Source organism: Dorea sp. AM13-35 (assembly GCF_003473885.1).
GTDB lineage: Bacteria > Bacillota > Clostridia > Lachnospirales > Lachnospiraceae > Dorea_D > Dorea_D hominis.
In genome coordinates, this window is the sequence record NZ_QUCZ01000002.1 from 252,994 (window position 1) to 277,430 (window position 24,437).

The 24,437-nt window shown below is 41.6% G+C and carries 18 protein-coding genes; 1 reads left to right on the plus strand and 17 read right to left on the minus strand.

Annotation, left to right across the window (positions count from 1 at the left end):
- Positions 1-87: 87 nt before the first annotated feature.
- From DW152_RS04095 to DW152_RS04145, 11 genes are all read right to left on the minus strand, one after another.
- On the minus strand, positions 88-1,077 hold the full coding sequence (locus tag DW152_RS04095; RefSeq protein ID WP_117537069.1) for a LacI family DNA-binding transcriptional regulator: 990 nt from the start codon (positions 1,075-1,077) through the stop codon (positions 88-90).
- 62 nt (positions 1,078-1,139) lie between these two features.
- A complete protein-coding gene (gene rbr, locus DW152_RS04100) occupies positions 1,140-1,679 on the minus strand; it encodes a rubrerythrin (RefSeq protein WP_021860063.1) in 540 nt (179 codons plus the stop codon).
- A gap of 105 nt (positions 1,680-1,784) precedes the next feature.
- Positions 1,785-2,711 carry a GTP-binding protein gene (locus DW152_RS04105; protein WP_118288028.1) on the minus strand — a complete coding sequence of 309 codons (927 nt, stop codon included), beginning with the start codon at positions 2,709-2,711 and terminating at the stop codon, positions 1,785-1,787.
- Between the two features lie 270 nt (positions 2,712-2,981).
- Positions 2,982-6,071: a leucine-rich repeat domain-containing protein gene (locus tag DW152_RS04110; protein WP_118288029.1), complete on the minus strand. Its 3,090-nt coding sequence runs from the start codon at positions 6,069-6,071 to the stop codon at positions 2,982-2,984.
- Between the two features lie 31 nt (positions 6,072-6,102).
- Positions 6,103-6,417, minus strand: coding sequence for a hypothetical protein (locus DW152_RS04115; protein ID WP_118288030.1), 315 nt, complete (start codon positions 6,415-6,417; stop codon positions 6,103-6,105).
- Between the two features lie 90 nt (positions 6,418-6,507).
- On the minus strand, positions 6,508-7,158 hold the full coding sequence (locus DW152_RS04120) for a PrsW family glutamic-type intramembrane protease (RefSeq protein WP_118288031.1): 651 nt from the start codon (positions 7,156-7,158) through the stop codon (positions 6,508-6,510).
- Positions 7,145-7,768: a hypothetical protein gene (locus DW152_RS04125; RefSeq protein WP_117537073.1), complete on the minus strand. Its 624-nt coding sequence runs from the start codon at positions 7,766-7,768 to the stop codon at positions 7,145-7,147. The genes DW152_RS04120 and DW152_RS04125 overlap by 14 nt, the downstream gene beginning before the upstream one ends.
- 17 nt (positions 7,769-7,785) lie before the next feature.
- Positions 7,786-8,163 (minus strand): hypothetical protein, encoded by a 378-nt coding sequence (locus DW152_RS04130; protein ID WP_021860056.1) that lies wholly within the window; start codon positions 8,161-8,163, stop codon positions 7,786-7,788.
- Positions 8,150-8,704, minus strand: coding sequence for an RNA polymerase sigma factor (locus DW152_RS04135; protein WP_118288032.1), 555 nt, complete (start codon positions 8,702-8,704; stop codon positions 8,150-8,152). The genes DW152_RS04130 and DW152_RS04135 overlap by 14 nt, the downstream gene beginning before the upstream one ends.
- Positions 8,705-9,029: 325 nt before the next feature.
- Positions 9,030-11,522, minus strand: coding sequence for a hypothetical protein (locus DW152_RS04140; protein WP_118288033.1), 2,493 nt, complete (start codon positions 11,520-11,522; stop codon positions 9,030-9,032).
- 21 nt (positions 11,523-11,543) lie between these two features.
- The gene (locus DW152_RS04145; RefSeq protein WP_118288034.1) at positions 11,544-13,652 is read right to left on the minus strand and encodes an efflux RND transporter permease subunit; all 2,109 of its coding nucleotides are present in this window, start codon (positions 13,650-13,652) and stop codon (positions 11,544-11,546) included.
- Positions 13,653-13,866: 214 nt separating this feature from the next.
- Between DW152_RS04145 and DW152_RS04150 the strand changes: the two genes are divergently transcribed.
- On the plus strand, positions 13,867-14,481 hold the full coding sequence (locus DW152_RS04150; RefSeq protein ID WP_118288035.1) for a TetR/AcrR family transcriptional regulator: 615 nt from the start codon (positions 13,867-13,869) through the stop codon (positions 14,479-14,481).
- 172 nt (positions 14,482-14,653) lie between these two features.
- Here the strand turns inward: DW152_RS04150 and DW152_RS04155 are convergent, their stop codons facing one another.
- From DW152_RS04155 to DW152_RS04180, 6 genes are all read right to left on the minus strand, one after another.
- Complete coding sequence (locus DW152_RS04155; protein ID WP_118288036.1) at positions 14,654-15,946, minus strand: L-cysteine desulfidase family protein; 1,293 nt, start codon at positions 15,944-15,946, stop codon at positions 14,654-14,656.
- A gap of 17 nt (positions 15,947-15,963) precedes the next feature.
- A complete protein-coding gene (locus tag DW152_RS04160) occupies positions 15,964-16,611 on the minus strand; it encodes a potassium channel family protein (RefSeq protein WP_118288037.1) in 648 nt (215 codons plus the stop codon).
- A gap of 16 nt (positions 16,612-16,627) precedes the next feature.
- A complete protein-coding gene (locus DW152_RS04165) occupies positions 16,628-17,959 on the minus strand; it encodes a TrkH family potassium uptake protein (protein ID WP_118288038.1) in 1,332 nt (443 codons plus the stop codon).
- A 256-nt stretch (positions 17,960-18,215) separates the two neighbouring features.
- On the minus strand, positions 18,216-19,316 hold the full coding sequence (locus DW152_RS04170; protein WP_118288057.1) for a GGDEF domain-containing protein: 1,101 nt from the start codon (positions 19,314-19,316) through the stop codon (positions 18,216-18,218).
- A gap of 271 nt (positions 19,317-19,587) precedes the next feature.
- Entirely contained in the window at positions 19,588-22,107 is a 2,520-nt protein-coding gene (locus DW152_RS04175) for an HD domain-containing phosphohydrolase (protein WP_118288039.1), read from the minus strand.
- Positions 22,108-22,162: 55 nt separating this feature from the next.
- Positions 22,163-23,785 (minus strand): GH3 family domain-containing protein, encoded by a 1,623-nt coding sequence (locus DW152_RS04180; protein ID WP_117537085.1) that lies wholly within the window; start codon positions 23,783-23,785, stop codon positions 22,163-22,165.
- Positions 23,786-24,437: the final 652 nt, after the last annotated feature.

A 24,437-nucleotide genomic window follows, 5' to 3' on the forward strand; every position in this document is an offset into this window, starting at 1 on the left:
CTGATATTTCTGATTCAATTTTGTACACTTCTACCTATAAAGCCTGTTTCTGGCAACCAGTCCTTCCTTAAAACCTGCCCCTGACAACTACTCCTTATCGTCCGGCAGCTCATCCAGACCGATCAGGCGGAATCCCAGTTTCATCTCCACGGATACATTTTCATCCTGTTCAATCCGGTCAAGCAACAGTTCCGCACCTCTTATGCCACTTGTCATATAGCCGAAATGCACCGTTGGAATTCCTCCTGTAACCGCTTTCAGCAACTGGTTATCACCAAACCCTGTCACAAGGATCTCTTTATCCGGGCAGACACTTTTCACTGCCTGGATCGCTCCTGCAGCAATCGTATCTGTCGCGCACGATATGATATCGATATCATGTTTTTCTTTTAATAATTTCACACTCTCCTCATATCCGGATTCCGTTGTAAATTTTGCCGTCCTCCGGTACACACTTTCAGGTTCCCTGCCTGCCGCTTTCATGCCTGCCATGAATCCGTCTTCTCTCGCAGCTCCAGCCGACTTATCTTCTCTCGTTACTCCGATGTATCCGATCCGTTCCCGGCTTCTTAACGCAACTGCATGCCCCATTGCCTTTCCGGCACCATAGTCGTCATGATAAATGCAGTTAGCATACTTCGTATACTGTCCGACTACAACAACCGGAACTCTTGCTTCTTTAAAAAAACGCCGGTGTTCTGCTGTGATCACTGTTCCTATAAGAATAATGCCATCCACCGGATAATTCTCGAATAAACGCATATAGGATACTTCTTTTGACGGCGTATTGTCTGTTCCTGCGAGGAGCATCTGGTAATTCCGTTCTGATAAAATCTTCTCAATTCCTGCCGTAGCACGGCTGATCGACTCCGAATTAATCTTCGGAACGACAACCCCCACAAGACTTGCTTTTTTCGTCCGCAGGATTCTCGCCTGCGCAGAAGGCTGATATCCCGTCTTTTCTATCACACTGCGTATCTGTTCTTTTTTCTCTTCACTGACATAGCCTCCGTTCAGATATCTGGATACGGCCGCACTTGATACGCCTGCCAGTTTTGCTATTTCTTTAATTGTCAACGGGATATCCTCCTTTTATCTCAGTAATTTTCTCTTGATTATTCTTTCTGCTTCATCGAATCTTAGTAATTTTCTGCATGTACTTCAAAATATGCCTGTGGATGTGCACATACCGGACAGACTTCCGGTGCCTTTTCGCCAACTACGATGTGTCCACAGTTGCGGCACTCCCATACTTTTACTTCGCTCTTCGCAAATACTTCCTGTGCTTCCACATTATGAAGCAGTGCACGGTAGCGCTCTTCATGTGCCTTCTCGATCGCTGCAACCATGCGGAATTTCTCAGCCAGCTCCGGAAATCCTTCTGCTTCTGCAGTCTTGGCAAATCCATCATACATATCTGTCCACTCGTAGTTTTCTCCTTCTGCAGCCGCTGCCAGGTTCTCTGCTGTATTTCCGATTCCTTCTAATTCTTTGAACCACATTTTTGCATGTTCTTTTTCGTTATCTGCTGTTTTTAAAAACAGGGAAGAAATCTGCTCAAAGCCTTCTTTCTTTGCTTTCGATGCGAAATATGTGTATTTATTTCTCGCCTGTGACTCACCTGAAAATGCTTCCATCAAGTTCTTTTCTGTCTGTGTTCCTGCATATTTGTTTCCCATTTTAAAACCCTCCGTCTCTTAAAATATTTGTCCGGAAATGCCGTTCCCTCATTTCCGATACTATCTATATTATACAGCTTTTTCCAAAATATAAACAAAATTTCTTTACAACAAATATGTTTCAATCTTTTCTTTCTGAAGATTCTCACCGATCACAATAAGCACTTCCTGCCCTTCCGCGACATCCGCTGTCAGCATATGGTCTCTCGTTGCATTAATCTGTTTCCAACCGTCTTCTTTTGCAAATCCTTTGATGCGGAAGACATGTCCGCATGCCGGATCTGCCAAAATCTGTCTGGCAGCTTCACCCAGTTCCTGCACATTTTTATGAAGTTCCAGAAAATACAAAGACGTGAAATCTTCTTCTGTTGCATCCATCTTACGGTAACTTGCCTGTTTATATCCCACTGCCATGATCCGCTCAAAGTCCGTATCTGTCATACTGTCCGCTGTCTTTTCCAGTATCTCGTCTCCCTCCAGCACTCTCTTACACCCAATACCGGCAAGCGCATGGTTCAGATGTGCGATCGTATTTCTCTTATCTTCTTCATTCGCCAGATCTGTCTTGCTTAAAATGACACAGCCGGCATTGGAGACCTCCGACGCAAGCAGATAATCTGCTTCTGCTGATAAATGTTCCTCCAGAGCCGCATCTGCCACTGCAATAACACTTCCGATCTCATACCAACGGTCCAGGGGATCGTCCCGCAAAACATCAAAGAATTCATCTACATCATAGATGCCCGACGGTTCCACGATCACCCGGTCATATCCACACATTCCCATGGAAATTAACTTTGTGCGGAACCGTCTGCGGTGCGTCTCTTTATCGCAGCCACCGGAAACCATCTCCAGTTCACATTTTTCTCCCATCAGATCTTGAAGCAGCATCATATCAACGTTGACAGCTCCATAATCATTTTCCAGAATCCCGATATTCATCCCCTGTCCGATCAGATACTCTGCATATTTTTTTATAAATGTTGTCTTCCCGGAGCCTAAAAATCCGGTAATCAGATCTATTTTTACCATTCTATGTCTCTCCTGCTATTATTTTCCTATAATTATCTCAGGTTTCATTCTTTACAAATTCTCTGTTTGCTTAATATGACATATATAAAATTCTCAATGATTTGCACGAACGCATATGCTCGGCAGTCATTTGCATTTTCTTGATTCTAACATAAAATCTCTCTCTCCGCTATATCCGCATATGATCAGCAAAGAAAAATGGTGCCGGAAATCCCGACACCATTTTCCCGTAAGGTATATAAAGAGAGTTTGCCAAGAAGGCATTCTATGTTATTGCTTTACGAACTTGCATTTCTTAAGTCCGTAAGCGCATAACAGCTTTTTGTACGTTGTATATCTGCTCCTTGGCACATATACTTTTGCATTCTTCACATTAATAAATACATGTGGCTTCTCCAACCTCATCCGTTTTGTTCCTTTAAATACAATCTTTTTCAACTTCTTATTCTGACAAAACGCATGTGCAAACATTTTTGTTACATTCTTTCCAACTGTAAGTTTCTTAAGATTCGAACACCTGTAAAATGCTTTGTATCCAACTTTTTCGATAGAATCCGGAAGTACAATCGTTTTGATTTTCTTATTTGCTTCAAACGCACGCTTTCCAATCGCAGTTACATTATATTTGACCGAATTCCATGAAATGCTCTTTGGAATCGACACATTTTTACTGCTACATTTTTTGGCAAATCCGATAACTTCCACTTTTCCTGTTCCGTCTGTTTTCGAATTTGTCACCCTATAACGATATATCCCTTTCGTAATAACATCGCCTTTGTGTATGTTCCGCTTTCCTGTTACATTTACTTTGATCATGGCTGTGGCGTCGAGTTCTGAATTTTTCACAGTTACAGTACTGTTCAGGCTTTTATATTTGTCTTCATCAATAATATATTTTAAGTAAACTGTTTCTTTTTTATCACTGTTAAGACTACCTGCCTTCAATACTTTTTTCTCTGTCGCTTTATTTTTTTCTATAGATGCCACTTTACTTTTTTTCAGCTCTTTGCCTTTACTGTCTGTAAGAGCCCAGTGCCCATGGGCTTGATTAAATCCATAGTAATCTACGCCATTTTTATTTGTTCCTTTTACTGTAATCTTTTCCAGTGCAAATTGATCTCCACTTCGCATGTTCAACGTCTTCACACCATTTGTAACAACCACTTTTTTAAGAGGATACAGTGGGATGAGCCCTTTGACATCCGAATGCGTACTATTTGCATCATAACGGAGCACACCACCGGTTACTGTCATCGGACAATGGGACGACAGCCATGCTACCTTATCTTTCAATGTTACTTTTTCACTGCCTGCTGACTGAGTCATTGTACCGGAAGAAACATTCTCTTTCGCCTTCTTCACGATATTTTTACTATCATCCGTACTCTGTGTTCCATAGATAGAGGTATCTTCTGTATAATAAAAATTCACACTGTTAATCGATTGGAGCATATAATTCTCTATTCCTGCAGCCTCTAGTGCTTCTTTGTCTGCCTTTCCGATCGGCTGTATCCATTTCCTGTATACTCCGGAATTTTCATCATAGCTCCATTCATTTTCAACTTCTTCTCCGTTGCTGTTCTTCACAACTTTATCATATAAGTAATACGTCTTATTTCTAAGTTTATATATACCGCTTGCTGTCATCTCAGTCTCATAAGAAACCGGACGTTCTTCTTCCAGATCCTCTACGTCAAATGTACTCTGGATTTCTCCGTCGTCACTTACAAGGATCCTGTTCACACGTACTGCTGCCGTCTCTGTTCCGACCTCATCCTCGTTGATCGTTCCGTTTAAGATTCCTGTCCAGTCCAGGCTATTTACTTTATCTGCCGGTCTTTCATCATTTCTTTTCTCAGACCAGCCAACAGTCTGTCCATAAGTCTCTTCGTAATTTTGTGTGTTTACATATTTTACTGCACGATTATACAGATTATCCATCGCTGTCGTGCCGCCTTTTTCTGAATCCGTTCCAAAAATCGTACTGAAATGCCCCTGCCGATATCCAGATGTATGGAACATCTGCACTTTATCGTTATCATCATACACCACGCCCGATAACGAGAAAATTGCTGTTTTAAATGTCACTGCCACGGGACAGTCATAACCTAATTTTACATTCGTTGCAACGCCTGAAGATTCTACTCCGGCTGCTGTCTGTGCCGGAAGCGTTATATTGGTGGAAACTTTATTTTCCTTTAACAGACTATACTCCTTCTCCCCGGAATAAGCGGTAGGCAATGCCTCTCCGCATGTAACTTCCAGTCCCGACTTTTTTTCTATCTCGCCCAAAAGCGGAATCCCCGTTGAAAGTCCGATATCCGGGTTGATCATCTCACTGTAAGAATACTTCTTTCCTGCCTCTAAAGTGTTGGACGTTGTAAGCGAATGAGATTGTTTTAACTCCATTCCCACATTTTTTGCCTTTGTTGATTCATTTTTATAATAACTGAGTTCCGGATCTTTCTTACTACTTGTTTGAATAGATACCCCGCCGGCATTATTTTCTGCCGCTTGCTGCAGCGACTCATACTCCTGTGCTTTTGTAATATATTCCAGTCCGTCTCCGGCAAGCACCGCTAACTTAAAATCATAAAATGCAATTCCAAATGTATTATAGTTATACTTAAATGTTCTGCCTGCGCGGTCCACACACGTAACAAGCGAAAATACTACATCCTGTCCGGTATCATCATTTAACTGTTTTAATGTATTTTCTGCACTCTCGGTCTCTTGTAGCACATCACTTCCTTTGATCTTATGATGAATCGCATCTGCGATTTCATCTGCAGCAAGTTGTCGTACCTCTTTCAGACTGGTCGTACAGGAAAGCCCACTCCACTTTGTATAATCCTTTCCTTTTGTTCCATTCACATGCTCTTCCGGCTGTGCAAGCGCATCGGAAATATCTGCATATCCTGCTTTGTTCCGTGTATTTTCTGTAGTAAAATTATTCTCAAATCCGCCGTTTGCATTTACTCTTGCCGCAACTTTACTATGCGTTCCATAAATCTGCTCTGCAAGAGACGACCACTGACTGATCACACTATCTGTGCCACCATCCATATCTTTTCCACTTTGCAGAACCGCTTTAAATAAAGCCTTCTGATCTGCCAGATTCAAGCGCTTTTCCGGATCTCCATCATGGATATCATAATATATCTTGTTATCTATATTCACCGAACGAATCCCTGTCCGGTCTTTTACCGGGCCGCTTTCCGCATTGTTTTTATACCGATATGTCACACTGGCGTCAGACGCCGCTTTCACCGGCAAAGGAACGGATAATCCGAGTACAGACGACATAGCCAGTACTACTGCGAGGGTCCCTGCCAACATTTTTCTTTTTCTGTAATTCATCCTCTGCGCCTCTTGTATTTATATTGATTATTTATTCACTGTAAATATTGTTTGCCTTCTTTTTCCGAAACCGCATACAGATAACGGTGACAACCACACCTGCCACAAAAGCAGCAAGACCGATCAGTACATAAATATCTGCTCCGTTGCGCAGGAGAACAGATCCGTAGCCGGATGCTACCGTCGCAACTCCAGATATGTGTGTCATACGAAACATCCTCCCCATACATACAGCCAGTACAATAGCTATCGCTATTAATCCTGAAATAATCCGCCTGTCATACCGGCAGCGCAAAAACAGACTCCGGCGACGGATCTTACATTTTCTGATCTCCTTCTGATCCATTTTCCGACCTCCTTTCTCGATTTTATATACTTTTTTCACTCTCTATCTATACGAAAGACACAATAAAAAAAATCCTTTCACTTATTTTTCCTAAGTGAAAGAATTTTTTTCTTCTTTTAATTTTATTATGCTCTTCCATCCGGCAAACAGCCCAAGTATCATGACTGTCGGGAACAGATATCCAAATGCTCTCCAGTTCCCTTCTGCAGAAACAAGAAGATTATAAATTGCATGAAATACACTGCACGCTCCAAGAAGTCCGACCATTCCGGTTATTGCAAGAGTACGTCTCCGGAAAATATAAGTAATCCCGAATCCCATAAGAATCCCACACAGGATATGCAACGCACCGGAAGCAAATCCACGGACTACAAGGATCTCAAAATCTGCTGCTCCGTTCTCTGTCAGATAGCATATATTTTCAAATGTTGCAAATCCAACCGCAATCGCAATCGCGGTTCTTGGTATTTCTTCTTTCTTCGGTTCAAAAATCAGAATGTAAAACAGAAGCGGAAATAATTTCATCACTTCTTCGCAGACCGGCGTAATCTCAATTGCCGCCTGTACTGCATCTGCTCCATAATAATTCATAAAAAAGCTGTTCACATATGCCGACAGCATACACATTCCCATTCCGGTTGTAACAAAAAACGTATATTTTCTCGCCTCACCCGGTATAAACAGAAGTGACAACAACATCGGTACTGCAATACAGATGAAAATATTTTCAATGTACATCATGTTTCTTCACCTCCGAAACTGTACACGGCAGCAGACCGGCGACTGAAAAAGTCAGTACAAAATCAATCAGGAAATACAGATTAAATTTTGTATAATCATTGAAAAAATGCGAGCTTATGTATAGAACAAGCTGAAGGATCACACAGATCAGCGGCCACACATCTGTCAACCGGATGTCGTCTCCATACTGCATATGAAATACCGCTATATACGTAATTGCTCCGACTGTCACTGCAAATGCTCCTGTAGACAGAATTGCCGGACCGAATATCTCACTTCTCATTGCGACTATAAAAATCACAGCCGCACAGACTGCAGGGACAGGCGCAAAACGGGATTTTTCCCCGTCTCTGCGCACAATCTGATAAGTATGCAGAAAGAGATAGCTGGAAATCCATGAAATCTCTGCTACATAAAAAATCTGCGGAACGTCACCGCGAATGAAGAGGTATAACACATAATACAAAGTCCCCATCATAAAACAACCATGTTCCAGCGCCAGAATAATATAGATCCGATCTTTTTGCCGGAACCAGAAAATAATATCTGCCACTGCCGCCACAAGCATTACACCGACCTGCATAAAATTGTCAATCAACTCAAAATTCATCTGTATGCTCCCTGCTTCTACTCTTCATCCTTTTTCGCCTGTTCCGCACTCTTTTCATATTGTTTCTTCTCCTGCCGATGCTCCTCTGCACGTTTCATCCGATATAACAACACTGTCACACACACACCAAGTGCAAATGCCAGTATTCCCATACATATATATCCGAGCGCATCATACTGTCCGAGCATGCTTGCCATTCCGGGACTGTAATTCATCTTACCTGCAGCGTTCTGCTTCATAACACTCGGAAGATACATTCCCAGACCGACTACAGCGATCAGACATGCGGCAATACTTATTCCACTGATCATATACTGTCTTTTCTTACGCTCTTCTATCTTAATCTCCTGTGTTCTTTTATGAATCAACTGCTGACGCTCTTTATTCGTCCGCATATACAAATCCCTCCTGTTCCAGAATGATTTTCAGACTTTTTTTGCCTCTATGTACCAGATTCGTAATCTGCTGTTCGCTCTTTCCGAGAATCTTTCCTGCTTCCCGGTAACTCATTTCTTCCAGACTCACAAGATACAATGCTTCCCGATACTCTGTTTTTAACTTTGCCATCGCTTCATAAAGCTGACGTTCTCTCTCCGTCTGTCGAAGTTTTGTATCTACCAGTTCCTCACTCGGCAGATCAAAAGTCAGATCATCCAGATGCAAAAACCACAGTTTATGCTTCTGGTTATGCCGGATTGTCAGATTCCTTGCTGTCTTATATAAATAAGCCCTAAAACTTCCATTCCCCTTAATCGGACGCTCCTTTGCAAAAATCTTAGAAAATGCTTCAATCATCAAATCTTCTGATTCATGTATATCATGGATATATCCATGGATGTAATAGGTAAGCGCATCCCCGTATCTATCTACCAGAATGTCGGCACCTTGTTCTATGCCATCCAGATATTGCCGATATGCCTCCTCGTCTGAGATCATACGGGTTCCCCCTTCCTTTTTCTTTTATTGTATCCGAATCGACTATATTTTTCAATCTTTTCAAAATAGTGCTGACCGCTAATTCCTATTTTTATCTTTGATTTTACATATATTATTTAATTATTATCCTATAATATCCTTTCTTTTTCAGTTTTTGCTTGTTATAATTATGCCACCATTTAAACCTAATCCCTTTTCGGATACTGCGATAAGCTATGGTAATTAAAATGAGACAGAGAACTGTGGTCAAAGCTCTCTGCCTCTTTATAAGATGATACAATTATTAGTGAATTGTCTTTGCTATAAAATATATTTCCTGTAGCGATTATTTGATCTCGTCTGTCTCGATGACGAATTTTACTGCTCCATCCATAGATTTGTCTCTTCCGCTGTATGTCTTGTAAGCACACTTGTCAGAAGTCAGTGCATCGAAACGATCCAGAACATCACCGAGTTCATCCTCGAATGTGCTCTTTAACTTGCCTGTTCCTTCTTTCTGGAATTTATCTGCTCCGTTTGCAAGCTCCTCTGCTCCTGAGCTTAACTTATCAGCTCCTGAGCGAAGCTCATCGCTGTTAGAAGAAAGCTTTGCAGATCCTTCACTTAACTGTGAGCCAAGTGTATTAAGACCGGTTGCAAGCTTATTCGTTCCACTCTGCAGTGTGCTTACTCCGGCTACCAGTGTCGGGCTGTTCTTCTTTAATTTCAATGCACCGCCTGTGAGGGCATCGTTATAAGAGCTGAGCCGTGTAAATCCGTCGTTCAACGCAACGATTCCCCGCTGTGCTTTTGGGAAAGCGGCTGAAGTCTTACCATCTAACTCGTTGATTCCTCCTGCCAGAGTATTAATTCCGGCATCCAGTCCCTGCATACCTGCATTTAATGCATCGATCTTTGTTGTAAGGTCTTTCACATCATCCTGCGGAAGCGCACCTTTACTAGCTGAAATCTTGTTCAGTTTTTTCTGCATCTCCGGAAGCTGTGTCTGAAGTGCCGTAGCTGTTTTTTCGAATGTTGTACCCTGTTTCTGAATATCAGCTGCAATCTTCTGAATGTTTGTCACATCTACAGATGGCATTGTAATGCTGACTTTATCCTGTTTCTTTAATGCATCGATATCTTTTGTTGCGTCTTTCGCATCTTTTAATGCATCGATGGACTCATTCAGCTCTTTCTTCTCTGCGTCTGTTGCATTTTCTTTCTGTTTCTCTAATGCTGCAACAGAGCTGTCGATCTGCTTCTTGCTCTTCTCGGAAGCTGTCTGTGCTTTATCTACCGCATCATTGTAATCTGTAATGGATTTATTTAATTCTGTAACTTTTGCTTCGCAGGCTTTCTGTAAATTACCAAGCTGCGTATTGATTGTACCTAATTCTTTCTGTAAGCTTTCAAGATCTGTACCAATCTGCTGTACCGGTGCAGCAATTCCTGTATTCATTGCTGTCTGCAGGCTTTCTGTCTCTGCGATCATCTCATTACCGGTTTTTACCATTCCGTCAACCTGTGCAAGCAATGTCTGTACTTCTGCACTGCCAAGAGCTTTCTTTAACTGCGCTGTTCCGGCTGCAAGCTGTGCGGAAGCAACCGTTAAGTCTTCTTTTGCCTCTCCCTTACCGTCTGTAGAAGCTTTCATTTTGTCGATCGCTCCCTGAATCTTTGTAAGGCCATCGCTCAATGTTGTAAGTTGTTTTGCTCCTTTGGCAAGCTTCTTCTCGCCACCTACATAAGATGTAACTCCATTTGCAAGAGTTGTTGTTCCTTTCGCGTAGTCATTGACACCTTTTACAACTTTGTTGACACCATTTACATACTCTGTAACACTGCCGCTTAATTCTCCGTCTTTGCTTAAATATTTCTGGATTGCATCATTTAACGTATCTGCACCTTCTGTGTAGCTGTCCACTCCGTCTGCAAGTGTCTTTGTTCCATCGGAAAGTGTGTTCGACCCGCTTACGAGCTCCAGTGCTGCATCATCGAGCTCGTCGAGTGCATTCTGAAGGGAATCCATATCTGCAATATTATCGAGATCTAAGTCCTTTGTAAGGTCACTCAAGCCTACTGTAAATGTAGAAGACATCTCGAAATCGGTTACGTCTGCTTCCACTTCCAGGCTTTCCGGAATTGTAAGATCATCTGCATCCTTGATATCATCCAGGTTCAGGCTTTCTTTTAATCCCGGCATACCAAATCCAACAACAATACTTCTGTTTCCATCAGAAATAACTTTTCCGTTATCGATCGTAACATTTGTGAAGTTGTCATTTGGAAGAATCATACCCGTCATCATTACGAAAGCTGTATACATGTTTTCTGTCTTGCCATTTACTTCCACATTCTTCTTGGATTTATTTTCATAGTTTACTTTAATTTTCAGATGTCCGCTTTTACCTTTTAACTTGTTCGGCTGAATCTCTTTTCCATCCAGGTAATAAGTGAGTTTTACGGATACCGGAAGTTCTTTGTCGGTTGTTCCCTGATAATAAATGTCTTTTCCGTCTGTATTCCATGTAATTTTGTCACCGTCTGCTGTATATTTCTCATCACCTTTGACATTCTTAATGTCATTCAGTGTACTCTTGTCTGTAAGTTTTCCGGAAACATCACCGGAATTTTTCAGCCAGTTGGATACAGTAATTTCATCTGTATTACCGGCTGCATCTGCATTTACATACACAGTTTCTTCTTTATATAATTTGTCATCGTTATCTTTTTTATCAGAGCTTGCAGCATATACCGGCATCGCACCTACCATAACCGACATTCCTACAGCAAGAGAAGTTGTGAGTCCACGTTTAATCAATTTACTATTTCTATTCATGCTTCTTACTTCCTTTCTACCTTACTTCGCCTCTGCGGCATACACATCATTTCCTACCATTTTCTTATCATCAAGGAAACCAATGGATGTCTTGCAGATTACTTTGTCAAAAATCATAAACATTGCCGGCAGTACAAAAAGTACGACTACCATACTGATGATAGCGCCTCGCGCTAACAGTGTACAGATAGATCCGATCATCTCAACCTTTGAGTAACATGCAACACCAAATGTTGCTGCGAAGAAACTCAGTCCACTACTGATGATAGATTCCATACTTGTCTTGTGCGCAATACTGATTGCTTCCATCTTCTGCTTGCCGTGCTGTCGTTCACGCTGATAACGGGTTGTCATCAGGATCGCGTAATCAACGGTTGCTCCTAACTGGATCGCTCCGATAACGATGCTGGCAACGAACGGAAGACTGATTCCCTGATAATAAGGAATCGCCATATTTACCATAATTGCAAATTCAATAACAGATACCAGGATGATCGGCAACGAAATGGATTTGAAAATCACCATAATAATGATGAAAATGGCCGCAATGGAAATTGCATTTACTCTTACAAGGTCTGTATCTGTAACATCCTGTAAGTCTTTCATCAGTGGTGCTTCGCCAATCACCATTCCTGATTTATCATATTTCTTAACGATCTTATCAACCTTTTTGATCTGTGCATTTACCTGATCGGTTGCTGATTCATATTCAGAACCTACGAATGCAAGTTCGTAATTATCACTTTTAAGCATCTTCTTAATGTCCTTCGGAATCATAGAATCCGGAACGCTTGGTCCAATCAAGGAGTTCATGCTGATTGTCCATTTAACACCCTCGACCTTATCGATCTCATCAAACATCTTCTGCTTATCCCGTGAATCCATGTTCTTATCCATCATGACGATATGCATGTTGTTCATATTAAAGTCTTTCTTAAGTTCTGCATTCGCTACGTTACTGTCCAGTGTAGACGGCAATGAATCAGCAATGTTGTAATAAATCTTTGTATGATTGTTACCATAAATAGCCGGAAGCAATAATACAAGGAAGATTACAATCCATGCTTTGTAATGCTTGGTAATAAATGCGGATGGCTTATCCATATGTGCCAGCAGCAGCTTGTGCTGTGTCTTATCGATCGCCTTATCAAAGAACAATACGAGTGACGGAAGCACAGTTACACAACAGATAACTCCGATCACAACACCCTTTGCCATAACGATTCCAAGGTCACGTCCAAGTGCAAATGTCATAACACAAAGTGCAACAAATCCGGCTACGGTTGTAACAGAACTTCCCGCTACAGACTTGAATGTGTTGGAAATGGCATGCCCCATGGCACGTTCTTTCTCACCAGGGAACCTCTTCTTATTTTCTTCGTAACTGTTCAGCAGGAAGATAGAATAGTCCATCGTAACTCCAAGTTGCAGTACCGCTGTCAATGCCTGCGTAATATAGGAAGTTTCTCCGAGGATAATATTACTTCCCAGGTTATACAAAATCGCAAGTCCGATACTGAGCAAGAATAAAACAGGAACGACAAAAGATCCACATGTCAGCTCCAGAACAATCAGACTCAGAACTGCTGCAATGACCACATATACCGGCAGTTCCTGCATTGCTATGTTCTTAATATCTGTAACAATTCCTGTCATACCGCTGATGAAGCACTGCTTATTCGCCACATGACGAAGCTGTGTCAATGCATCCATCGCATCATCTGAGGATGTTGTATTATCGAATAATACTAACATCATTGTTGCATCGCCTTTGAAAAATGACTCTCTTAAATCCTTCGGGATCATCTCTACCGGCAGGCTAATATCTGCAACATCATCATACCATAACACGTCCTTTACGTGTTTGACCTTACTGAATTTTTCTTTCATTTGCTGGACGTCTTTCAATTCCATGTCCTTCACAACCACCATGGAGAATGCTCCCATGCCATATTCATCTACGAGAATATCCTGGCCTTTTACCGTCTCCAGATGTTCCGGAAGATAACTCAGCAGATCATAATTAACTCTCGTCTTCACTACTCCGATTGCTGACGGGATTGTCAGCAGCAACGCGAGAATCAGCACAATTACTCGGTGCTTTGCAATCCACTTTCCTACCTTAACCATTGTTGTATCATCTCCTTAATACTCTTCATAAATCTCTTTCGTAGTATAGTATACACTAAAATGACTTTTAGTCAATCTTTTTTATATAAAAAATGAAAAAAAGTCATTTTTCTTGACATGCAAGTAAAAATAATCTACCATATAAATGTAAAACTTACGTAAAAGGACAAACAGTTCCTATTAATATATGTAATTAGGATAAGAAGGAATGATTATGGGAAAAGTAGACGATAATAAAAAGCAAAAAAAACATACTCTGTTGCGGGCGGCTTTTCAGTTATTTACAGAAAAAGGATTTTCCAAGACAACTGTCGCTGACATCGTAGATCGCGCCGGGCTTGCCAAAGGTACTTTTTATCTGTACTTCAAAGACAAGTTTGACCTGCGCGATAAACTGATCGCATACAAAGCTACGCAGCTTTTCAACGATGCGCACTTAGAGTTGGATAAAGCAAATGTGCCAACATTTGAAGATGAAGTATTATTTATGACAGATTACATTATAGGAAGATTTATGACCGATGAACCGTTGATCCAGTTCGTTGCGAAGAATCTATCCTGGGGAATTTTCCAGGCAGAAGTATCGAACGGTGCCGGCGTACTGCCACAGGCATTTTTCGACCATTACTTAGAATCACTGGAACTTTATCATGTCAACTGTACGTCACCAAACCTTATGCTCTATACGATCATTGAGCTGATTGGCTCCACAAGTTACAGCTGCATCTTAAAACAGACACCGGTATCAATGGCAGAATATATGCCATATCTTCACGAGACATTAAAGAAGATCATCGAAGTATTTACTGTAAAAGAAGATGCCGAATAACACACCAAATGTAAAAATCGCTTAGACCTTTTTTCTCAGGCCTAAGCGATTTTTCTTTGGTAGCTTCTTTGCAAGTGCCGAAGTTGGCCAGTGATATGTCTTGGCACAACTGTTATCTTCCCGGGAGGGAGTGCATCCATCCTAAGAATGCCTTCCGCAATCCTGTCTCTGACTATCTCAACTTATCTTCGAAAATCTCTACGATCGTCTTCTCTGTCGCTACCATTCCCGGCGATGCAATAAGTCCCATGTTGCGCATCGTCTCTTCCGGTGTCGTCCCGTTGATACCATGAGCCTTGTCGATATGAACGCCTTCAAGTGCAAATTCTACTGATCGAAATGCTGTGTCACAGGCAGCCACACCTTTCATCGTACAGCCCTGGTTTCCGCCATCGCAGATCATACCGGTAATGGAAGATGCCATATTGTTGAGGGTATATTCCAGTTCCTTTAATCTGCCACCCTTCATGTAGCAGACTCCGCAAGCCATACCAGATCCTGCCGCGATCGCGCATCCGCAAAATGCAGACAATCTTCCGGAGTACTCTTTAATATAAGTGCAGACAAGATAACTCAACATTGTCGCACGATACAAACTTTCTTCACTCAAGTGGTTAATCTTATACACACCATAGAGTGGCATTGTAGCGATAATTCCATGTGCGCCGGAACCGGTAATACTCATTGCCGGTTTGTCGAGTCCGATCACGCGTGCCTCGATGGCTGCATTGCAAAGAAGAGACGCTGTATTCTTCTCATCGTCGGAAATCTCTTTGCCACCATTCATTGCAAGAAGCGTTCTTGCAAATGTCGTGCGTGGATTTTCAAGTCCTTCGTGGAATAATTCCAGGTTTACTTTGTAAGCTTCTTTTACAAATTCAATCTCTTCTACCGGAACAGTTTCTACATATTCTAAGATTTCCTTCAATGTATAACCATGAATAGAATGTACCTCTTCCTTTGCGTCCGCCTCTGTCGTATCTGCGGCATGCTCTGCCTCACTCTCCTCCAGCACCTCATCATTTACTTCAATCTTCGTAATATTCGTGTGAGAATCACGGATCGTAACTATTGCCTTATCGCTTTCCGTCTCCACTGTTGCCTGGATAAAGATACGACTTGTAATACCACTTAACTCAACGGTGATCTTACCTTCGTCAATGAGCTTTTGTGCGGTAACATTGTCTTCTGGTTTTACATCCGCCAGCGATTCCAATCCTTTTTCTGCATTTCCAGCCACATAGCCGAGTGCTGCAGCAAACACATTGCCCACTTCATTGGAATTCGGAATTCCACACGTAAATGCATTCTTATACATTCCACTGTTCATTGCAACATTTACATGTTTTAATTCTCCTTTTGTGTAGGAACGTGCCTTCGCTACACTGAATGCGATCGCTCCCGGCTCCGTCACACCAAGTGCCGGAAGCATGTCCGCTTTGATTAATTTTGTCAGTTCATTCATTTTAAAATTTACCTCCTTTATATGTTGAACCATCTCTTAATCGCTTTATGTTCTCCGATTACTAAAATTGTCGCATCCTGCTTCAAAAGCGTATCTGTGGAAAGGGCGATGTTCACCCCGCCTTTATCTTTCACTGCAATGATATTGATATTATATTTTCTTCGGACATCCAGCTCTCCGATTGTCTTTCCAAGCCACTCCTCCGGCACTTCCGCCTCGAAAATTGCGTGGGATGCGTCAATTTCCATATAATCCAAAATGTGGTCTGCCGTGTACCGGATAGATGCCCACTTGGCTACCTGGCGTTCCGGGTATACGACCTGATCTGCTCCGTTTCTTAAGAGAAATTTCTTCTGAATATCTCGTTCTGCCCGGGAGATAACAATCTTTGCTCCAAGCTCCTTTAATAGCGAAGTCGTCTCCAATGAATTTTCAAAATTTGCCGAAATTGTTACAAAACAAATATCAAAATTTCCAATCCCAAGTGATTTTAAGAAGTTTGCATTTGTGCTGTCTCCAATCTGCGCATTCGTAACATATGGCAGAATTTCATTTACTCTGTCTTCATCATCATCAACTGCCATAACCTCATGGCCGAGCTCATTTAACTCTACAGCGAGATGTCTGCCAAATCTTCCAAGTCCAATAAGTAAAATATTTTTCATGTTTATTTCCTCCAAACTATCCAACTGTAATCTGTTCTACCGGGAACTTTGCTTTGCTCTTATTTCTGGATGAAAATACAGCATAGATCAATGTAAGTCCTCCGACTCTTCCAAGATACATTAACACGATAAGGATCAACTGGGACGCCATATGAAGGTGTGGCGTAATTCCAAGTGTAAGTCCCACTGTTCCAACCGCCGAAGCCGTCTCATAAAGGCATTCGGCCAATGGCAGACCTTCATACATGCTGATCGCGATTCCACCGCCAAAGAAAAGCATCACATACAGCATCAAAAGTGTAACTGCATCGCGTATTACATGATTATCAATTCGCCTGTGAAATGCACTTACCGTATCTTTACTTCGAAATGTTGCAAATGCATTTAAGAGCAGCACTGCAATTGTCGTTGTCTTCATACCTCCGGCTGTAGAACTCGGCGATCCACCGATCAGCATAAGAATGATAATAAGTGTCTGTGCCGGTTCCGCCATCTTTCCGATATCTACGGTGTTAAACCCGGCAGTTCTCGGTGTCACCGCCTGGAAAAACGATGCAAGCAGCCGTTCCTCCATTGCAAGATTTTTAAAATTCCAAAAGAAAAAGAAAAGGCTCGGCAATAAAATAAGCACTGCCGTCGTCACGAGAACGATCTTGCTTTGCAGTCGATAGCGCCGGAAATGATATGTATTCGTACACACATCTTCCCATGTAAGAAAACCAATGCCGCCAATAATAATAAGCAGCATAATCACTACATTTACAAGAGCATTTCCCGCATACTGCAGGAGGGACGGAAACGTATTTTTCGTCGTTCCGAGAATGTCAAATCCCGCATTGCAAAATGCAGAAATAGAATGAAAGATTGACATCCAGATTCCCTTCACGCCAAAATCTTTTCCGAAAACCGGCAGCAGTAATACCGCTCCGATAAGCTCTACCAGAAATGTTCCTTTTAATATAAACTTCGTCAGTCGGACAATTCCTCCGATCCTTGGCGCTGCAATGGCATCCTGCATTGTCGTGCGCTGCATAAGAGAAATCTTTTTCCCGGACAACAATGTGACCGAAACCGTAACTGTCACCACGCCAAGTCCACCGATCTGGATCAGTATTAAAATAACAAGCTGTCCAAAGAAAGACCAGTAGCTCCCCGTGTCCAGCACTGCCAGCCCAGTCACGCACACCGCCGAAGTAGAAGTAAATAAAGCCTTGTGAAATGGCGTAAATACTCCCTCCACCGAGGAGATTGGCAACGTCAGCAAAAACGCGCCAAATAAGATAACTGCGGCAAAACCCATCGTGATCAATTGAAACGGTGTAAAATGTCTTCTTATATTTTTCATCATATCAAATTCCTGATTTCTTCTATTAACAATTCAAACAATGTCTACGTATAGCTGTAGTATAATACTACACCTGTTTGAAATCAAGATAGCAAAAAAACTGCCACTTTGCGATTGATCCATCGTAAAAGCGACAGCTTTTCAATTTTTCCTATTATCTAAAATAACAACTGAAGTCCCATTGCGATCATCCACATGTAAGCACATGTCTTTACTATGCAAAAATGATAGCATATGCCCTTTGAATAATCACTTCAAATCAAACGTCTGTAAGACTTGGCGCGTGATGTTTCTTACGTTCTTTTTTATATTGATACATATCCTGATCCGCTCTGTCTTTGACGACTGCAACATCTTCACCTGAAAATGGAGCTGACCCGTAAGAAACGGTTGGGAAAAATGTGGACTTCCTTCGTTTCTCTTTCCACCGCCGCAGAAATTCCTGTTTGCATTCCTCTTCTTTCGCTCCGTTTTTCAGTAATACACAAAACTCATCCCCACCTATCCGATAACAATATCCAAAGTCTGCATATGCTTTTTTGATACATTCCGCAATATCCGCAAGGCAAAGATCACCTTTCACATGACCATGACAGTCATTGACCTGTTTGAAATCATCCGCGTCAAACACCACCAGCACTCCTTTGTTGTATTTTACCTCCCTGGTCTGTTTCAAATAGCTGTTCTGATTCAAAAGTCCTGTGAGTGCATCCAACTGATTCCACATTTCATTGCAATAGATAAAATATAATACAGAAAGCAACGTAACACATAACCATGTTACATGAAGTTCAGGCAGTGCAACCTGAATGACTGTTTCCGCCATCACAAAAAGAATCAATGGATAGATCAGCATCCTGCTGCGATTCTGAAATTCTCTGGCTGTGATGATCGTAGATATCGAAAGATACAAAATTGCCCCAAAATACATGATGACATATATGTAAAAATGCGGACCACGTGAATAAATATTATCCACACTCACGGAGAATACCATTCCATATGGAATAGAAATCAACAGAAACATAAGATATGCGATCTCACAACACACTGCAATTCTGATCTTTCGTCGGAGAGCTGTTTTTCTGTCCAATACATACACAAGACAGATAGACACCGCCGGCGACAGGCCAAACCCCAGATAATTAGACACAATATTCAGCCATCGGTATCCGGACGGCAAGCCGTCCACAACCACTGTTATAACCTCCAGCACTGAAATTCCTGCGATCATAAGATAAGCCAGAAAAAAACCACGCTTTTGTTTTTCGCTAAGCGATTCACTCAGATATGTGAGTATGCACATAAAGCATAAAACAAAAAGATCAATTGTAGTTAATACATAAAAATATCCATCCATTACAAAACTTCCCATTTTTTCATCTATCACTGCTTTTTCACAAATATTTGCTTTGTTTATCTGCCGCAAAAGATTCTGTTTTCGAATTCATAAACCTTAAACTATATTCTAACAAACTATGCATGAAAAAGATATACACTTTCACATCTACATGCAAAATCCATTGTCAAAAAAATAGATGCATAAGATTGTTCTTTTCTCATGCATCTACTTCATAACAGGAGCATTCATCGTATTCTGCCGTCACAACAGACATTGAATGTTACCTTTTTTATATCTCTTCAGCTTTCACTAACGTAATGGTCCCGTTATCCAGGCATTCCACAAATTTGTAGACCAGATCCGGGTCAAATTGTTTTCCTGCGTCCTGAAGAAGTTTCTCTCTTGCTACACTCAACGAGAAGGCTTTCTTATAACAACGTTTGGACGTCATGGCATCAAAGGAATCTGCCACACACAGGATACGTGCTGTCAGAGGTATATCCTCTCCTGCGATCCGTCGTGGATATCCTTTGCCATCATAACGTTCATGATGACCGATAACAGCCGGAATAACATAATCCAGAGAAGGCAGATGACGGATAATATCGATAGACGCTTCCACATGTCCCTTGATTGTTTCATACTCATCGTCTGTCAGTTTGCCGGCCTTATTTAATACATACTCCGGGATACCAATCTTACCAACATCATGTAAAAGGGCTGCCTGGCGAATGATCTCCACCATATCTTCATTCATGCCAAGTGCTGTTGCAAGCGCTGTTGCATAATAGGCCACATTTGTGGAATGGCTGAATGTATAATGATCTTTTGCATCGATTGCTGCTGTCAGTGCATAGATGGTTGATTCATATTCCTGATAAATATGTGCCCGGTTTGTTGACACTATATTCTTGTTGGCATTGCGGAACATGGTATCAAAGACCTGGATCCCGTTCTTTCCACTGTGTTTCACATGGTAAACTGCAAGATCCACATTCTCCAGCAGTTCCTTCACATTTTTTGCCGCATAAGGCGCCGCACTGATTCCCGCACTGACCGTAATTGCTTTCAGCTTCATGTCTGTCCTGCGATTATTCATAACAGAAATCTGCTTTTCAATGGATTCCACCAGATTTCTGGCTGAGAAAAGATCATATCCCGGCAACAAAACAGCATATTCTTTTCCACCGTAACGGGCAGCATATCCGTTTTCTCCCACACTGCTCTGGATGATTTTTGCAATGCGCTGGAGACACAGATCACCTTCTTTTAAACCATACAGCTGATTATATAACTTAAAATCATCTACATTGATAATTGCAAGTGCCAACGAGGCATCTTTATTCTTTTCAAATTCTTCATAAAGTACTTCATGGAAATATTTTCGATTCAACAAACCAGTCATCTCATCCGTTCTTGCCTCAATACAAGCTTTTTCGTACATTCTTGCATTTTTAATAGCAATAGAAGCCACCGATGTGATGTTTGAGATCAGTTCCACTTCATCATAGACCAATCTCTTTTTCCCGGAATCTGCTGTGATCAATATCACCCCTGCCAAAGTATCACCGTCTTTTAATCCGGCACAGTAGCGCGTGTGCTTCTTATCCAGATGATGTTTTTCTTCCTCCCACATGGACTTATATTCTACAGAATAGCGAAAATCCCTGTAAACCAGCGGCTCTTCATGATCTTTCAGCCACTGTATCATCGGATTTTCTTCTTCCAGAGAAAATGCCAGATCATTAAGAGGCTGGTCACTTGCAACTCCACAGTAAGTCTCTCCGGGTGCTTTTTGCATACATATATAGATATTGCCCACATCCATCAATTCTTTCATCACCCGGATGGTTCGATCCAGAATTTCCTGAAGATCCAGGGTTTTTGAAATTGCTGAATTAAATTCTCTTAACTTCTCCGCCTGATGATTCTCTTCCTTTACAAATACACTGCGGATCAAAAGTTTCCACAGATAAGTAAAGATTGCATAGGTAATCAGAAAAACAATGGCAAATACAAGGGTGTACATGGTGATATTCTTATCCGGCTGCATATGGAGAATTTTTTGCAGAAACGGCATGATATTTAAAAATACAAAAATAGAAAACAGCAATCCTACACCATAACATAAACTGGGAGATGCCAGCATCTGGAGGCGGAATAATCGTCTTCGGATCAGTGCATAAAACAGTAAAAATACATTTACTACACCACTTAAAATATCGATCGGAAAGCCGCTGAAAAAAGGAATTCCAAGAAATGCATTGCCAAGAAACAGTACAAGCACTCCCATCATCACCGGTTCATACTGAACTTTCATGGTAGGATTTTCTTTACAGATCCGTATAAGAATTACGAAAAGGTGGATCAGAAAAAATCCTGCCGGGATAAAAAATGCAATAATAGATGGCTTAATCTCATATACAAAGCTTTGTACCCCTCTTTTTTCTACCATCTCAGGGGCTTCCAGAAAAGCTCCAAATTGGGCATTTACCCAAAAGCAGATCAGCATGATCACCAGGTATATTCTACCGGTGGATCCGTTCCTGACTCCGCCAAAGGCAAGAATAAAACGGTAATACGCATATGGCAGTAATAAGATTCCCAACAAGGAAACCTGATACCAGAATTCGCATCCCGGCCAGAACTGTGCACGCATAAAGGCAGAACCTCCGGTCCAGAAAAGTAATCCCGTCAATACCACCAGAAAACTGTTTATTATTTTATTTTTCTTTGCTGTCAAAAACATCAACAGCAGAAAGCCATAGCACAGCATGGCTATAATTGATATATATCCGTAGGTTCCCATAAATTTCCCTTATCCCATTCTTTGCTTCACTCATAACTGTTCCATGCCTGCACAGTTATCTTACTTTATTTAGATATTCCTGCACATCCAGTAATTCCTTCATATCGTAATGAGAAGGATTCATCTGATGTATCTTTTTGCCTGTCTTTTTCTCATAGGCTTCAAAGGTTCCACAAGTGAAAATTGTCACCTGTAACGGATCCATACCCAGAATCTTTTTCAGATCCCGATAATCCTGATCAATATATTTGAAATATGTACTCAGTAAATCCTTTAAAATATTGGCACTCATGGCATTGCTAAGAAGTGCCTCCTGTTCCAGTTCCACATACATGTGAAGATACGGTCGATTCTGTTCATTGTATTCTTTCGTTGCCACCCAGTTGGTGATCGGAAGTTTGGAAAGGCTGATTACACTTCGAATTCCATTTTCCGAAATTCTGGTAAATCCTGCGATATCAATGATCCAGGGTACCCGGTCCACATATTCAAAACGGGGAATCCTGGTCTCATCTTCCCGGTTTTCCAATCCCACACAGCGATACATATCTCCACAACGATAACGGGCAAACGCACCGCCCTTCAGAATCGTAAATACCAGCTCGTACTTTTCACCAGGTCTCACTTCATCCATCAGATAGGTAGGCGGAATATAAGAAGGATCGTCATAATTCCTCATCATATCCTTCTCTGTGATAAACTCATAGAACGCAGTATCCGGGAAGAAATACATTCCCTTTCTTGTCCATGTCTCTGTACCCATAATGGAAGGCTCCGTACCGGCGAACAATTCCATGGGACGAATGCCCCAAAGTTCTTCCAGATCATCTTTATAACACAGGTTATCCGTACCTGCCACCATAAATCCTTTTAGATGAAACAAATCCTTTGGGAGAAATGTTCTGTTTTCTCTCTTACACCGGCGCTTTGCCTGGATCATACGTAAGATCATATGAGGCTTGCATTTCATAAGGCTTGACAGTTTAATGCCGCCACCTCCGCCACTGGTCAAAGAAGAAAGACTCAGACTCACTGCATAAGCCACACTTCCAAGGCCAAAGAAAAAACCAAGATCCTTCTGCATGGCCATCTTAAATCCCAGTTTATTTCTTTCGCTGAAGCTCATATTTACTGCTTCATCAACTGCCGGTAAAAATTCAATACCGATCTCCTCACCCAATGCCAGCGGAAAAAGTCCGGTTGCAAAAGGCAACGGTGCCAGGGCATACAAAAATTTGTCTGTAGCTGCCACATCAAAAGAGCCCTTTTCTTTACTGGTAGAAAGAATCAGACATGCTGTCACGTTGTTGCGATAGGTATCCAGCATGCTTCTGGTATAGGGCGCCACCTTAATGGGATGCTTTCCACCCTCCCAGGTCGTCTGGATCCAGATAACCGGATTGCCCGGAAGCATATCCGGCTGTTTGGTAAGCAGCACATCTGCATAGTCTTCATAGGTTGTCAATGGTACCATTTTTCGAAATTCATCCAGATTGCTCGGATGCTTTCCCTTCAAAATAGACTGTCCCAGACCACAGTTACTCCATAACCGGATCTGCTCCTCCATCAATCGCCGTTGAATTTTCATATATCCATCCATGGACAAATCAAGAAATCCACAGTACTGCTGCCAGATTTCTTTATACTGTTGTTTCTTCAATTTTTCTTCTAAATTCATAGTCTGTCCGCTCCAGATCGATCATTGTTTTCTGACACTATAGAAACATGCCTGTATGCTTTCTTTATTTGGTATTAAAAAAGGTGTATGTTTCTGATATTCCCTATAATTAAAAAATGTCTGCGGAAAAGTCCACAGATCCTGAAAAATGATATACAGATAATTCCAAAAAATCATAAGTAAAAAATAGATTCCCTGTTTCCATCCGCCAACCATTCCCCACATACAAAGATATGCACCTGCAAACCACAAAACACCGGGATGCCGACACAATCCATACACACCTTCTGTGTATGCAGCCCGTAACCTGTTTTCTTCACAATAGGTTTCCTCAAAAGGAAGGGCGAAAAACAAGGTGTATATGAGAAGTGCCAAAAAGCACATCGCTCCGATTCCGAATCCAATCATTCTTCCAATCCTGTGACTGCCCTGTCCCCATGCAAGCCAAAGTTCCATGAACAGTGACAAAACAACCAGAATAGTGCCCACTGCGAAAAATTTTTGTAAATATCTGTTCTGTTTTCTAACACTATTTATATCGTAAATAAAGTACAGAAGAAATCCTGCACTGCCTAAAATAATCTGCTGCATGTCCATTCTCCGAATTTTGTGTACAATAATATACAGACGCATAACCATGCACTTTTAATTA